This window comes from Paenibacillus sp. NPDC056579, assembly GCF_042793215.1.
GTDB lineage: Bacteria > Bacillota > Bacilli > Paenibacillales > NBRC-103111 > Paenibacillus_S.
Window position 1 is genome coordinate 134,143 of the sequence record NZ_JBHTVD010000005.1, and the last position, 14,351, is coordinate 148,493.

Sequence of the window (14,351 nt, forward strand, 5' to 3'; positions counted from 1 at the left end):
ATAGCGATCAATCGAGGTTGAGAGGGGAGTCGGCAATGCGCACAACCACCCTACCTAACGGGCTTACTATCGTCAGCAAGCATAACGAGCAGGCGGTTTCGACGCTGCTGTGCTATTGGGTCAGAGCGGGCGGTCATTATGAGCTGCAGTATCCGTACGGCATCGCGCATTTTTTGGAGCACATGCTGTTCAAGGGGACGAAGACGAGAACGAAGGAGCAAATTTCTTACGATACCGAAAACTACGGAAGCCGACTGAATGCGGCGACCGGCGTGGACCGGACAAGGTATTTTGTTCATACGCCTTACGATAAATGGAAAGAAGGCATCGGCTTGCTGACGGACATGGTGTTCCACTCCGTCTTTCCCGAGCAGGAGCTGCAGATGGAGAAGAAGGTCGTGCTGGAGGAAATCAAGCGGGCGCAGGACAATCCGCGCGAATACGGCAGCCGGACGCTGATGCGGCTCTTGCGGGGGATGCATCCGGAACGGGCGGGCAATCTTGGGACGGAGGAGACGGTATCCTCCATCACAAGAGACGATTTGCTGCGATTCCACTCCGAATATTACCGCGCGAGCAATATCGTGCTGGTGGCGACGGGATATGCTCCGCATGAGGAGCTTGTGGAGTACATCGCCGGATTGGACATTCCGGCTTCTCCTCCGGCCGCTGTCGGATTGGAGAAGCTGCAGCCTTATCAGCTGAACGGCCATGTCGTTCATGAGGCTAGAGATATCCGTCAAGCGCAGCTGCATTGGGGGATGTACGGCCCGGACGCTTATGACGATGCCAAATATGCGGGCTATGTCGCCATGCACTTGTTAGGCAACGGCCAAGGCTCGAGGCTGTGGCGGCGTATCCGCGGGGAGATGGGGCTCGCCTACGAGGTGCGCGCTTCCTTAAGCCCGATGGTGAGCGAGGGCTTTATTACCGGCTATGTCGGTACGGATCCGCTTCGTCTGGAGGATGCCAAGGCGGTTATCCTGGAGGAGCTCGAGCGGATGCAGAAGGAGCGGATCACGCCGGAGGAGCTGGAGCGGGCTCACAACTCGATCGTCGGCAGACATCTGATCTCCCAGGATCAGTCGGAGGCCGTAAATACGAGGCTGGCGTCTCAGCAGCTGTATCAGTTGAACTCCGATCCGCGTTTCTTCGCCGAGAAGATTCGCAGCGTAACGGTCGAGGATGTGCAGGCATTCGCGCAAGCGTACTTGCTGAAGGAGCGGATGCTGTTCGTGCAAGTGAGCAAGCAGGAGCCTCAGCAGCAGGCGGCCGGCGAGGAAAAGGCTGTTTAACGTCGGCGAGTTGGCGCTCGATGAAATAAAAAAAGCCGGATTCCCTTCTCTTGGGATTCCGGCTTCTTTGTGATTGTAAACACTTGTATGCCTGGTGCTGCTGCGGTTACGGCTGACCGTTCGCTCCTGCCACGGCTCCCGTAGGAGCTTTTCCGCTAAGCCCGCCGATGTACTGGTCATAAGCTTCGTAGATTTTGGCGGCGATAGGGGAAGCGCCGTAGCGGCCGAATTGCCCTTCGGGAACGACGACGGCAACGGCCAGAACGGGATTGTTCGCCGGCGCGAAGGAGATCAGCACGGCGTTGTCGACCGTGCCGCCCGGCACTTCCTGCGTCGACGTCCCCGTTTTACGTGCGACCGGATAAGGCAAATCCTCGATGCCGGCAGCGCCGCTCTTCATCCCGTTGATGACGGTATCCCAGTACACTTTCGGGAAGCTGACCTCGTCCAGCACGACCGGCTCGAAGCCTTTAACCAGCTCGCCCTCGGAGGATACGATCTTATCTACGAACTGCGGCTGCATCCGCTTGCCTCGGTTGGCGAGCGTTGCTGCGTATTGCGCCAGCTGCAGCGTCGTATATTTCTCGTTCTGCCCCCAGGAAGCGTAAACCATTGCCGATTGCGTACTGCTTCCCTTGGCATTTTTGAAAAACTCGTTCGAGCCCGCATATTCATTCGGCAAATTGCTTCCGGTCTTTATTCCAAGACCGAATTTCGCCATATATTCGGCCCATACGTCGAGCACCTTCGATTTCTCCCCGCCGTACTTGTTGTAGAGGGGAAGTGCAACCATCGCAGACATAAACGTATTGGACGACTTCTGGATCGCGCTCGTCGGATTGAGTGTACCGTTGGCGTAGCCGTCGGAATTCCGAATCGTAGCATTGCCCCCAGCTCCGAAGGAGAAGGAGCCTGAATCGTAATAGGTACTATTAGGGCTAATGACGCCTTCATTCATCCCGACCAAAATGGTCAACGGCTTGACGACCGAGCCCATGTAAACAATGGAGGAAGGGTGCTTGCCGAGCTCCTTCGCCGGGAAATCGGGATACGATGTCGTAATCGTCCCGTTATTGACGAACTGCATGATGTTGTTATACTGCTCGGTGCTCATACCGCCGGTCCACAGATTCGTATCGTAATCCGGCAAGCTGGCCATGGCGACGACCTTGCCCGTCTTGACCTCCATGGCGACGGCATAGCCGGAACGCGCATTAGGCGCATAGGCGAATTGCCCCGCAAGCGACCGGTTGCGGATAAAAGCCAGGTGATCCGTAATGGCTTTCTCGGTGGCGAGCTGAATGTCCTTGTCGATCGTCAAATACAGGTTATGCCCTTTTTGCGGAGGAACGACGGTAGCGGGACCGACGATTTTTTGCGAGGCGTTGACGGGATAGCTCTTGCTTCCTTTTTTCCCGCGCAGCTCCTCCTGGTACATCAGCTCGATGCCGTCGAAGCCGACATCCTCTACATCCAAATATTCGTCCGTTTTGCTGCGGTAATATTCAAGACCCGATTGCGGATTTCGCGCAGCACTGAACCGCTTCATATATCCGACCAGCTGGGCGGCGATCATCTGGTTGTCGTATAATCGGACGCTATCCTCGAAAATTTCAATTCCCTTCATCTGATCGCGGCGTTCGAGCAAATAGGCGATTTCCTTTTGCGACAAATCCTCTTTGATCCGCCTTGGCACGGAATAATAGCTGGGCTCCTTCGTTTTGTTCTGCTCCAAGTCGAAGCCGACGTCCATGCGCTTCAAGATTTCGGCAGCAGACAGCGGTTTGGCATAAGGGCTGCCGTAATCCGCGAACACGCCCTCCAGCATTTTGGCCAGCTCGATAATTTCTTCCTTGTTGGCCGCGCGCCCCTCCACACGGTAGTAGAGAGACTGCATCGAGCGGGACTGCGCTATCGCATAGCCCGTACGATCATAGATCGTTCCGCGAATGGGGGCGATAGGACTTTGGCTGTTGGATACGAGGTTCTCAATTTCCTTGAAATACTTGCCCTCGACAAACTGCAGTATGGCTAATTTTACGATCAGCACGCTAAATAGTACGAACGTTACAAAGAAAAACAAGTTCAGCCGGATCGAAAAGTGCCGGCGCTTCCGGACCTCCAGCTTCTCGGTCTGATCCTCTGTGTAGCGAAAAAAGCCGCCCCCCACTATGTTCACTCCTTAATCATATTAAACAAATATTGCAGCCCACATAATAAGCACCCACAACAAGACGGCAGCCAAAAATCCTCCCATCGCATAAACGGTAGCCCGTCTCCAATCCCGCTGCTTTATGTATGTACGGTCCGGCAATGATCGCTTATTCAATGGTCTTCTCTCCTTCATCTACTGCCTAGTGTACCATGGGATTGCGCTTCTGTGGCGAGAGGTTTGACGAGGAAAAAAAATTTTTTTTGCGCCTATACATTCGACGGTATAAACGGGAAAAAAGTTGCCTGAATCGGGAGGGGGATTAGAAAAATTTTCAAAAAATAAGAGTTCAAAAAGGAGGGTTTTCAGCACCGAGAAGGTTGTGAGAACCTGAAGAAGGAGGAGCGGAGTGTAGGAAAAACCTACATGAGCACCGGACTTCGAAGGTGAACGCAAGATTCGACGTCGAAACAGCTTCATGGTCAGCTTCGTGATCAAAAGCCGATTTTATGATAAACATTTCAAAAAAGGGAACCTATTCCTTTATGGATCGTCCAATTGGTTGTGAGGTGAAGGGAAGTGGCGTTTGAGTATTTAAAATCGCTCTCCGGCGGCATGGACAAGAACGCCATCCTGGAGGAGCTAATGCTTGCGTATGGCGACGATGTATGGAATTATGCTTTTTTCATGACCCGTAAAAAAGAGCTCGCGGACGATATCGCCCAGGAAGTGTTCGTCAAGGTGTACGAACGGCTGTATTCATTCCGGGGCGAAGCGTCGGTGAGAACATGGCTGCTGACGATAACCCGCAACCATGTGAAAGATCACTGGCGATCGGCCTGGATTCGCAAGGTGATTCCATTCGGGTTGCAGCGAAGGACGGAAGGAGGTCCGTCCGCAGAGGCGGAGGCGCTTGGACGTCTTGTGACGGAGGAAGTATGGCAGGCGGTGCTGGAGCTGCCGGTGAAGCTCCGCGAAGTGCTGCTGCTTCATGCACACCATCAGCTGTCGCACGCCGAAATAGCCCGGGTTCTCTCCTTATCGGAGGGAACGGTGAAGTCGAGGCTGTACCGGGCCAGGTCCAAAGCCAGTCAGCTTTTGAACAAGGAGGAAGCGCCATGAAGCGAATCGACCCGGAACCGTGGGAGAAGCTGCTTACCGGCTCGCCGGTCCGGCAGGGGGAAGCGGGCTTTTCCAAGGAGATCATGAGAAAAATAAAGGAGCGTGTTGAAGTGCGCGAACGTCCTAGAAGCCGGCGATGGCTCATAATGGGGCCGGTGCTGGCCGTCTGCTGCGCCATGCTGATCGTAGGCTTGTGGAAGCAGGAGGAGCTCGGGGGCATGCTGGCTCAGCTATCGAAGCCTATGGAGCCAGTGGCGTTGAAGCCGATGGACCGGCAAACGGAAATGACGCTGAAGGTGGCGTATTTTCATGAAAATACGTTTATGATGAATTACGGCAAAGCGTTTACGATCCGCTATCCGAACATGAGCGTGCAGGTCATCCCGACGGAGACTAACGGGAACCAAGCGTTGGATAAAGAAAAGCTGCTTGAGCTGATCGACAAGGAGAACCCGGACGTGCTCTATATGTCGTCCGAGCTGTACGGCGAGCTGGCCAAGGAAGGGCGGCTGTATCCGCTCGATGCCGTGATGAAGCAGGACCGGTACGATCTGCAGAGCCTTTACAGCGGCATGACCGGTACGCTGCGCGAGCTGGGAGGCGGCAAGCTGTACGGGCTTGCCCCTACTTACGAGATGGAGGCGCTCTATTACAATAAGGAGTTATTCGATAAATTCGGTATCCCTTATCCGAACGACAAGATGAGCTGGGAGGAAGTTCTGCTGCTCGCTGCAAGGTTCCCGGCAGGAGGGAAGCCAGAGGAGCGGATTTACGGGCTGTTGGCGAATTATTACGGTAGCCCCTCCGCTTTGGCCGCACGTATCGGAAAGACGAAGGGGATAAGTCTTCTAAGCCCCGATGGGAAACAGGCGACGGTGAACACGGAAGGCTGGAAGAACGTGTGGAGCATGGCGATCGGCGGTTTTCAGCAGGGATTTATTTATCAGCCGCAGCCGAGACCTCAGCGAAGCATGATGATGGAGGAAATGTACAAGGAAAATCCTTTTATCACGGGAAAAGCGGCTATGACGCTTTCGAGCTTCTCTCTCGCCGGCGATTTGAAGGAAGCGGTCAGTCGGTATAAGATGTCCTCGTTCCCTTGGGATATTGTAACCGAGCCTGTGGATCCGGCACGGCCGAACGAATCGTCCTCCTTCTTTATGGGAGGGGTCTATGCGGTTAGCGCCAAATCGGAGCATTTGCGGCCGGCTTGGGAGATGATCAAGCTGATCAACAGCCCGGAAATCATGAAGAAGCAGAGCAAGTCGTTCGGTGGCGGCGGATTGACGGTCCGGCTTCAGGAGATCAAGCCGGATGAAGAGCATCATTATGCGCCGTTCTACACGATGAAGCCGGCGGAGCAGCCGGATTCGGCGCTGCATCCGCGCGTCCTGCGCAAATTTAATGAGGCCTTCACGCCGCTATCGGCCCAGAAGGCGAAGGCTGTGATGGAGGGGAGCATCAAGCTGGACGAAGGGCTCAAGCAGCTGCAGGAAGATGCGCAGCGGGCGCTGTTCGAAGCGATGCTCGACAGCCGTAATTGATGATGAAGGAAGAGAGGATGTACCGATGAAAGAGGGATGTCGTAAACGTTCTTCTATAAGTTTCACAGCCATAGGGAAGATCGCGGCGTGTGCTGCAGCTGCAGCGCTTGTCCTGCTTGGGGGATGCGAGAACCGGGAAGAGACGGCGGGCGCTCAGCCCAAAGGGGTTATTCGGATCGCATACGGAAGCGAAGAGCAGTTTCAATATGCATATGCGGACTATTTTGCCGCTAAGTTCCCGCAGCTGGAAGTGCAGATCGTGCCGACCGAAGATATTTATGGGGCGGGCAAAGACCCTGTGAAGGAATATATGAAGATCATCGACGAGCAGAAGCCGGACCTGCTGTTTACGAATACGTTCGATTATGGCAAGCTTGCAGCCGAAGGTAAGCTGTACGACTTGTCCCCGCTTATCGCCAAGGACCGGTTCGATCTGGATAACCTGCTGCCCGCCTCCCTCGATTTTTTGCGAATCAAAGGGCAGGGGAAGCTGTATGGCCTGGCGCCCAGCTTTTCCAGCTCGGTGCTGTTCTACAACAAGGATTTGTTCGACAAGCACCATGTCCCCTACCCTACGGACCATATGACCTGGGAGGACTTGATCCGGCTGGCGCAGCGTTTTCCTTCAGAGGGCGGTAAGGAGGAGCGGGTATACGGGTTTCATATGGGCTATATGAAGTCGCCGTTGGAATTGATCAATTACATCGGTCAGGCCGAAGGGCTCGCAATAGTCGATTCCACAGGCAAAAAGCTTATGGCCGATACCGATGCCTGGAAGCGGACCTACCGTCTGGTGATCGACGGATACAAAACCGGACTGTTTCAATGGACATACGCACCGGACAAGCAGCGGTACGAGAAGGAGGACGTAGAAAGGGAGGATGTATTCAGCACGGGACGGGCTGCAATGACGATAAATAACATAGGGCAATTCAACGGTCTCAAGCAGCGTAACGCCTCGTTTGCATGGGATATGACGAACGTGCCCTCGGATGCCCCTGGGCGAAGCGGCAATCCGAACTTTTACCTGTACCCTATCTACAGCATTAACGCCCGGGCGGAGAACGTACTTAACGCTTGGGAAGTCGTCAAGTATTTCAACGGCGCCGAAGCGGCCAAAATCGAAGCCAAAACATCGGTGGAGCTGCCGGTCCGCAAAGCGTTCGCCCGAGAGGTCGACGGCCACAGCCTCGATGCGTTTTACAGAGTGACCTACGATGAAACGGTCCAATCCGGCTACAATGAAGCGATTCCCAGAAGCTTTGCCGAGGCGTTCGATAAGGCTTCACAGGACATCATGCAGGAGATGCTGAAGGGCGGGCTGCCCGTCGAGGAAGGGCTGAAGAGGCTGCAGGAGCAGGGACAGCATGCATTGGATGCGGCTCATGTGGCTGAGCAAGTGAAAGGGGAAAAGAAGCAGCCGTAGCCCCTGTTCCTTTTTAGTAAAGAAATGGCAGCAACTTGGCCCACTCCTTTTGGCGTATGACGACATACCATAGTGCAGATAACATACGCACAAATGGAGATGAGTAAGCGATGGGTCAACCAGAAAGTGAGAAGGTGTTGGTAAACAGCCAGGCGAAAATGGATGTCATTATTCCGGCCATAGAGAAAGATCTGGGCACGCTTCCTTATGTTATAGACTCCGTAAGAAAATACGTCCAGCATCCTATCGGCCGCATTATGGTTGTATCGCCCGACAGCCCCAAAATCAAAGCCTTATGCAAACAGAAGGGCTGTAAGTTCGTGAACGAGACCCGCGTGCTGCCTTTCACGAAAAAGAACATTCATTACAGCTCCAAACGATGGGACCGTTCAGGTTGGTTGTACCAGCAGCTGCTCAAGTTTAACGGGGACACTCTGGCTAAAGAGCGGTACTTTCTGGTTATTGATGCGGACACGATATTAATCCGGCCTCATGTGTTCCGGACGGGGAACAAGACGGTGTTCTATTACCGCAGATGGAGTCAGAACGAGTATTTCGTCACCTACCGGAAGCTGATGGGCCAAAAGCGGTCCTCCGCGCGTTCCTTCGTCGCCCATTACATGCTGTTCGACACAACGAAGCTGGCCCGGCTGAAGCGCAAAATCGAAGCCAAACACAACACGAAATGGTATAACGCCATTATTCGCAGCATTAATAAAAAGAAGCAATTCGGCTTTTCCGAATTCGAGACTTACGGCAACTACTTGCATTCCGGCGATCCCAAGAAGCTGGTATTCCGCAGATGCCTGAACAGAAGCTTCAACATGAACGCCTCGCAGCTATCCGAGAACCAAATCCAGCATTACGCCAAAACCTACCGGTCGCTATCATTTCATAAGCGGAAGGTATATTCCAAAAGATCTGCCGCAGCGCGTAAAAAGTAAGCTGTTATCATCTGGCGTGGTGGAGATTGTGGTGATCCGGCTTGGGTTACTTGGGGAGGTACAAAGTAAGGGCTTCCAGGTTGTTCTGGAAGCCCTAAGCTTGTTGCGAAACCAAACGAAATCGAATTTGGATAGTATATTCCGAGGGGATACGCCCCTCCAGCCAAACTTACGAAGATCGGACAGGAGATCCGTTATTTCCTGAAATGATGCAGCTTTTGGAGTGCGATCGGACCGAGGGTCCGTTATTTGCTATTTTTACCGGACAAAGCGGTGTATTTTTGCGAAATAAAGGATCTGTAGTCCGATCACCCTGCGAGTAGAACCATTTTTGGTAAATTAGCGGATCTACGGTCCGTATCGGCAGGGGGGGATGCTGTCCAACGAACGAGCACACTAACGTATTGGATTTGCTTTTAAAACTCTTAATTGGCTGCTTATCCTCAAAGTCTTATGTCCACTTTTCATATTGGATGGTTATATTGTCACGTGTAAGCTGTACCTTTTGCAGATGAGGGATGGGGCAGATTTTATTGTATTTGCTGATTTTTTGATTAATTTCGTCCAGTTCATCTTGTTGGTGGTCCGAATCATTCGATTGCAGCTTGGTTATGGCCCGAGCGATGTCGTCTCTAATCTCATGCTGAAGCTGGATCCATGGGGGGAGGAAGTGGGCTGTTTTCAGTACGTCATTGACTATAGCTTCCATGGAGTTTTCTTTGTGCAGATGGAGAGGTTTGCCTAAGCCCGGCAAATGATCGAGCGTACCTTTCTTCCTCTCCTCGGCGATGACCTTATCCATCCAGTCTCCACCGTATTTTCGCATGGGGGGACGCGTTTCTGTCGGATCGGAAGTCTCGGTCGATTTGGAGTTATCTGCAGAGAGCGCGTTGTCGGTAAGAGGTGCGTTTGCTGGAGATGCTTGTGAGGAATGCAAGGGTTCTGTGACTGTGTTCGGACTTGCTTCTGGTTCCGGTTGAACAGCTAATTGTGGAGAAAGCGTTTTGTTATCTTTCGTGCCTGCAGATTCCTTATTGGATCGCCACCATCGAAACATGAGAAGACTCCTCCTTATTAACATCGGCTAGTTCATGTATATTTTACCATATTAAGGATGTCGCCTCGTTGCTGCGGTTTGAATGTTTTATGACTTTATGGTTTTTAGGCGAGATGTGGTAGGGGGGTAAGCGTCAAACGCTCCCCACCTTCTACCGTTTAGCCAGCTATGAGATCATGAGTTTAACCTGAGTATGGAGGATAGCCCATGAATGCTAGAGAACAACGCAGACAAGATTGGCAAGCACGCATCGCAGCTTATCGGGCAAGTGGCCTCACAATGAAAGCTTGGTGCAACGCAAATCAATGCTCTGTCGAACAATTGAAATATTGGCTGTACAATATAAAACGTGGTTCACCCCAGACTACTCCAGACCCAAAGACTTCTCCCGTACAATTTGTACCTCTTGCTACTGTTGATCCACCGGGCAGCGTTTCTTCTAATCCTTCTCTAATCCTTCATATCGGTGAGTTCCGTGTTGAGCTTCATTCCGGCTTTGACCCGAAGCTTCTGCGCGAAGTGATTCACGTGCTTACTACATCATGCTGACCTTTTCGAGTGTGGTTCTACCGATCTGCGCAAGTCGATCGACGGACTTGCTGCCATCGTCCAGGAAAGCTTCGGTTTGGATCCCTTTTCTTCCGGCTTGTTCGTATTCTGTAACCGGGCATGCAACAAACTTAAAATTCTTACTGGGATTATAATGGATTCTGGCTTTACTACCGCCGCCTGGAACGGGGCAGATTTCAATGGCCTACTGGCAATGAGGAAGTTGTGGCTATTTCAAGCAGGGAGCTCCGCTGGCTGCTGGATGGTCTTTCACTCAGCCAACGGGAAGCTCATCTCAAGGTCAATGCCGTTTCCGTCATTTAGTCATCTTTGTAATCATTTCGCCATAGGTACTTACAGGGATTAGGTGTTTCTTATCTAATGAGTAAAGTATGGAAAAACATGCAGATACACCAACCATTGAATCTCTACAACAACAAATCATTGAACTATCGGCCAAGCTCAAATGGTACGAAGAGCAGTTCCGCTTAGCCCAGAAAAAGCGGTTTGGTGCTTCCAGTGAGCAGACGCATCCGGATCAATTAGAGCTCTCATTGTTCAATGAAGCTGAAATGCTTGCACCTCCTGTTGGTGAACAGCCGCGGTCTGAAGAAATCACCTACGAGCGTCGCAAGTCATCCGGCAAGCGAACAGAAGATCTCTCCAAGCTTCCAGTAGAAACCATTACCTATTCACTGGAGGAAGGTGAGCAAGTATGTACGTGCTGCGGTGGTTCTCTTCACGAGATGAGTACAGAGACGCGCAATGAAATTGCCGTTGTACCGCCACAAGTGAAGGTCATTCGTCACGTACGGAATGTATATGCCTGCCGCCACTGTGAATGTGAAGATATTCAGACCCCTTCGTAACAGCTGCAATGCCTAAACCTGTTTATCCGGGAAGTTTGGCATCACCGTCCAGCATGGCTTACGTCATGAGCCAGAAATACGTCGACAGTCTGCCGTTATACCGGCAAGAGCAGCATTTCGCGCGTCTTGGATATACGTTATCACGTCAGACGATGGCGAATTGGATCATCTATGGTGCAGAGAAATGGCTTACGCCATTAGTCTCAGCGATAAAAGCTTTTCTGATAAAGCAGGATGTGCTTCATGCAGATGAGACAACGCTGCAGGTACTGCGTGAGCCCGGGAAGTTTGCACAATCGTCCTCGTATCTGTGGCTTTATCGCACCGGACGTGGCGTAACGCCGGCAGTCATCTATGATTACCAGAAGACTCGAAGCGGTGAGCATCCGCAAAGCTTCCTATCTGGGTTCAAAGGTTACCTGCATGTGGATGGATATGCGGGCTACCATAAGGTGAAGGATGTGACTCTTGTGGGATGCTGGGCACATGCGAGGCGCAAATATGACGAAGCGCTGAAAGTTGCTCCGCCAGCGACGAGAGGGAACAAGAATTCAGTGGCTAATCAAGGACTGGCTTACTGCAATGCGCTATTCCAGATGGAGCGCGAGCTGAAGGATGCTTCGCCAGAAGAGCGATATGCCGAGCGAAAGAAGCGAAGCCTTTCCATTCTAGAGGATTATTCGGTATGGCTCAAGCAACAGCGCTCTCAATCCTTGCCGAAGAGTCTGGCTGGACAAGCGATTACTTACAGCCTGAACCAGTGGGAGAAATTGACCTCATTTCTGAAGGATGGCCGGCTCGAGATCGATAACAACCGAAGTGAGCGATCTATCAAGCCATTCGTGATCGGGAGAAAGAACTGGTTATTCGCGAACACGCCCCGCGGTGCGAAGGCTAGTGCGACGATCTACAGCGTCATCGAGACGGCGAAGGAAAACGAACTTCTTCCGTTCCAATATCTAAAGTACTTGTTCGAGCAACTTCCACAGCTTTCGGATCCACAAAATTCAGAGGCACTCGAGCCTTATTTGCCATGGTCATCTTCGCTTCCGATTACTTGTCGTGTGATGGGATCGGTATGATGAGGTTATGTGACGCTTACCCAGAAACGGCTTCTTTCGATGTGAAAAAGCCATGGAAAAACATTGGTGATTTCGGTATGTGCCATTGAAGTGGAGACGTTAGTACAACGACTACATGACGGCAACAGGTCACACAAATAAAAGTGCTTAACCTTGCTATGTAGCAAGTTTGAGCACTTTTATTTGTTTTAAAGCCACATGATAATCTGTGGTTGCTATCATTTGAAAAATTTATTTTCACTTTGGACATTTTGTTGGACCTTCGTTAAACATCTTTATTTTCCCTCACCATCTACATGTGCGAATTGTACAAAAAAGACCCAATGATCTAATCCCTCGTGCTTTCGAATCGTCTTAGTTTCTCCGTGTCCCGGGCTGGAGATGAACCGAAGAAGCGGGAGTACTCTCGATTAAACTGTGAAGGACTTTGATAGCCAACATGAAATGCGGCACTGGTTACTGAATAGCCCTCAAATGCAATGAGGTTTCTAGCCTCCAAAAGCCTTAATTGCTTTTGAAATTGAATAGGACTTAAACCGGTTGCCCTTTTAAACTGACGGTGAAAGGTATTTACAGCCATACCAGATTTTGATGCCAGATCACCAATGTCTATTGGCCTCATAAAATTTGCGCGAAACCATTTTACAATCTGGGAAATCATAGATAAATTACTTTCCTGCAGACCAAATTGCCTCAGATTCCATCCTTGTGGTCCCATTAGAACGCGATAAAGGATTTCGCGCTCATAAGCTGGTGCAAGAGCTGGAATATCTTTTGGTGTCTTCGATAATCGCAATAAGCGCAGCCATGCCGCCATAAATTCAATGTCTATTTCACAAGCTGCGAAATGCTCGGAAGCAGTTGGGATTAGATTCTCAGGCAGATCTCTTAATAAACTCTGAAGAACATCCTGATTTAACCTAAGACCAAGGGACATGTAAGGACGGCCTTCATGATCTGGGTGTACACTCGCCGTTGCAGGAACATGTACCGGTAACACGTAATAGGATGGCCCTTTGAGGTCAGTGCAACGCTCCCCGATGGAAAGAATCTTTGTTCCTTGAACCGTAAAACCAATCATCGGCTCGTAGAGCGCTGCAAGCTGATGTGCGGGAATGTCTCCCTTAATCATACTTAGCCCGGGTACTCCGCTTTCAATTGGTCGAGTGCCTGCACTTTTCATTAGATCAATAATTTCATCAAGGATTTTATTCATACACTTATTTTATTACACGACTTCTTATTCCTCAACACCACTCTGAAATGATTCGGCACTTTTAGGCTCTTCTTATGATAAATAATAGGGATAATCGAGGTTATTCGAACGGGTCTATGGTGTTTTTAGGCAATAAGAAGGCATGATTAGATCTATATTATCTCAGCAGATACGACTAAAATTAAATCCAGATCGAACACAAAAAAGGAGAGAACTTATGAAAATTGCAATTGTAACAGGCGGAAGTAATGGCATTGGAAAAGCGACGGCTCTTGGGCTTGGCCAGCGCGGAATTAGCGTCATTCTCACATACAATTCCTATAAGGACCGGGCGGAAGCTGTCGTTAAGGAAATTGAGAAGAATAGTGGAGTTCGGGCAGTAGCACTGAAGTTGGATCTGACTCAACTATCATCATTCGAGGGTTTCGTTCTAGAAGTGAAAAAGAGCCTCAAAGAAATTTGGAACAGAACGACTTTTGATTACTTAGTTAATAATGGCGGTATTGGCGGGCCAATGATGTTCTCTGAGATGAGCGAAGAATATTTCGACAAGATTCTTAATACGAACTTCAAAGGACCGATTTTTTTAACACAACAGCTTGTCAGATTCATGGATGATGCTGGAGCCATTGTAAATACTACAAGTTCATCAAAGAACCAATCATTTCCAGGCTACTCTGCCTACGGATCGTTAAAAGCAGCATTCTCAACTTGGACTCGCTACATCGCCAAAGAACTTGCCCCTCGCCAAATTCGGGTTAATGCCGTTTCTCCTGGTCCTACGCACAGCAATTTTGGTGATGGAGCATTCGATAAACATCCTGAATTCATTAAGCCGCTGGCTGAGCAATCTGTATTTGGCAGAATCGGCCAACCCGAAGATATTGGGAAGGTCATTGTGAACTTATTGTCCGATGATTTCAGCTGGGTTACAGCCCAGGACATTGAAGTGTCTGGCGGACATTTGCTTTAAGAAGGGTGTTCATTTGAGCAATAAGGATCAGAAGAGATAAACAGGGGTGTCCTATCGTCATTTTCATGACTTATGGGACACCCGGTTTATTATCCAGGCACTTGAACCACATTCAGTCATAT

11 protein-coding genes and 2 pseudogenes are annotated in these 14,351 nt (G+C 50.6%); 9 read left to right on the top strand and 4 right to left on the bottom strand.

Going from position 1 to position 14,351, the window contains the following annotated elements; genetic code table 11:
* Positions 1-35: 35 nt before the first annotated feature.
* A complete protein-coding gene (locus tag ACFQ88_RS20365) occupies positions 36-1,295 on the top strand; it encodes a M16 family metallopeptidase (RefSeq protein WP_379456120.1) in 1,260 nt (419 codons plus the stop codon).
* Between the two features lie 106 nt (positions 1,296-1,401).
* Here ACFQ88_RS20365 and ACFQ88_RS20370 read toward each other — a convergent pair whose 3' ends face one another.
* Both ACFQ88_RS20370 and ACFQ88_RS20375 read right to left on the bottom strand, forming a co-directional pair.
* On the bottom strand, positions 1,402-3,465 hold the full coding sequence (locus ACFQ88_RS20370) for a peptidoglycan D,D-transpeptidase FtsI family protein (RefSeq protein ID WP_239631555.1): 2,064 nt from the start codon (positions 3,463-3,465) through the stop codon (positions 1,402-1,404).
* A 21-nt stretch (positions 3,466-3,486) separates the two neighbouring features.
* Complete coding sequence (locus ACFQ88_RS20375; RefSeq protein WP_379456122.1) at positions 3,487-3,624, bottom strand: hypothetical protein; 138 nt, start codon at positions 3,622-3,624, stop codon at positions 3,487-3,489.
* Positions 3,625-4,026: 402 nt separating this feature from the next.
* Here ACFQ88_RS20375 and ACFQ88_RS20380 point away from each other — a divergent pair, with 402 nt between their 5' ends.
* The 4 genes from ACFQ88_RS20380 to ACFQ88_RS20395 all read left to right on the top strand — a co-directional run bounded on the left by ACFQ88_RS20380 (position 4,027) and on the right by ACFQ88_RS20395 (position 8,483).
* Positions 4,027-4,569, top strand: coding sequence for an RNA polymerase sigma factor (locus ACFQ88_RS20380; protein ID WP_239631559.1), 543 nt, complete (start codon positions 4,027-4,029; stop codon positions 4,567-4,569).
* Positions 4,566-6,113: an extracellular solute-binding protein gene (locus ACFQ88_RS20385; protein WP_379456125.1), complete on the top strand. Its 1,548-nt coding sequence runs from the start codon at positions 4,566-4,568 to the stop codon at positions 6,111-6,113. Before ACFQ88_RS20380 ends, ACFQ88_RS20385 begins: the two co-directional genes overlap by 4 nt.
* Before the next feature lie 25 nt (positions 6,114-6,138).
* Positions 6,139-7,539, top strand: coding sequence for an ABC transporter substrate-binding protein (locus ACFQ88_RS20390; RefSeq protein ID WP_379456127.1), 1,401 nt, complete (start codon positions 6,139-6,141; stop codon positions 7,537-7,539).
* A gap of 110 nt (positions 7,540-7,649) precedes the next feature.
* A complete protein-coding gene (locus ACFQ88_RS20395) occupies positions 7,650-8,483 on the top strand; it encodes a DUF6492 family protein (protein ID WP_239631565.1) in 834 nt (277 codons plus the stop codon).
* A 451-nt stretch (positions 8,484-8,934) separates the two neighbouring features.
* Here the strand turns inward: ACFQ88_RS20395 and ACFQ88_RS20400 are convergent, their stop codons facing one another.
* Entirely contained in the window at positions 8,935-9,540 is a 606-nt protein-coding gene (locus ACFQ88_RS20400) for a DnaJ family domain-containing protein (protein ID WP_379456130.1), read from the bottom strand.
* Between the two features lie 207 nt (positions 9,541-9,747).
* On the opposite strand from ACFQ88_RS20400, the gene tnpA reads away from it, so the two are divergent.
* The 3 genes and pseudogenes from tnpA to tnpC all read left to right on the top strand — a co-directional run bounded on the left by tnpA (position 9,748) and on the right by tnpC (position 12,040).
* Positions 9,748-10,089 (top strand): IS66 family insertion sequence element accessory protein TnpA, encoded by a 342-nt coding sequence (tnpA, locus tag ACFQ88_RS20405; RefSeq protein ID WP_379456132.1) that lies wholly within the window; start codon positions 9,748-9,750, stop codon positions 10,087-10,089.
* Between the two features lie 19 nt (positions 10,090-10,108).
* Positions 10,109-10,413: pseudogene (tnpB, locus tag ACFQ88_RS20410) on the top strand (IS66 family insertion sequence element accessory protein TnpB); the annotation flags it as partial.
* A gap of 68 nt (positions 10,414-10,481) precedes the next feature.
* Positions 10,482-12,040, top strand: a pseudogene (tnpC, locus tag ACFQ88_RS20415) (IS66 family transposase).
* A gap of 328 nt (positions 12,041-12,368) precedes the next feature.
* Here tnpC and ACFQ88_RS20420 read toward each other — a convergent pair.
* Positions 12,369-13,256, bottom strand: a complete 888-nt coding sequence (locus ACFQ88_RS20420) for an AraC family transcriptional regulator (RefSeq protein ID WP_379456134.1) — start codon at positions 13,254-13,256, stop codon at positions 12,369-12,371.
* A gap of 217 nt (positions 13,257-13,473) precedes the next feature.
* Between ACFQ88_RS20420 and ACFQ88_RS20425 the strand changes: the two genes are divergently transcribed.
* On the top strand, positions 13,474-14,229 hold the full coding sequence (locus tag ACFQ88_RS20425) for an SDR family NAD(P)-dependent oxidoreductase (protein WP_200632362.1): 756 nt from the start codon (positions 13,474-13,476) through the stop codon (positions 14,227-14,229).
* Positions 14,230-14,351 lie beyond the last annotated feature (122 nt).

Coding starts and splice junctions, on each gene's coding strand:
- ACFQ88_RS20420 (WP_379456134.1), bottom strand. CDS start 13,256: ATGAATAAAATCCTTGATGAAATTATTGATCTAATGAAAAGTGCAGGC.
- ACFQ88_RS20390 (WP_379456127.1), top strand. CDS start 6,139: ATGAAAGAGGGATGTCGTAAACGTTCTTCTATAAGTTTCACAGCCATA.
- ACFQ88_RS20385 (WP_379456125.1), top strand. CDS start 4,566: ATGAAGCGAATCGACCCGGAACCGTGGGAGAAGCTGCTTACCGGCTCG.
- ACFQ88_RS20400 (WP_379456130.1), bottom strand. CDS start 9,540: ATGTTTCGATGGTGGCGATCCAATAAGGAATCTGCAGGCACGAAAGAT.
- ACFQ88_RS20365 (WP_379456120.1), top strand. CDS start 36: ATGCGCACAACCACCCTACCTAACGGGCTTACTATCGTCAGCAAGCAT.
- tnpA (WP_379456132.1), top strand. CDS start 9,748: ATGAATGCTAGAGAACAACGCAGACAAGATTGGCAAGCACGCATCGCA.
- ACFQ88_RS20395 (WP_239631565.1), top strand. CDS start 7,650: ATGGGTCAACCAGAAAGTGAGAAGGTGTTGGTAAACAGCCAGGCGAAA.
- ACFQ88_RS20425 (WP_200632362.1), top strand. CDS start 13,474: ATGAAAATTGCAATTGTAACAGGCGGAAGTAATGGCATTGGAAAAGCG.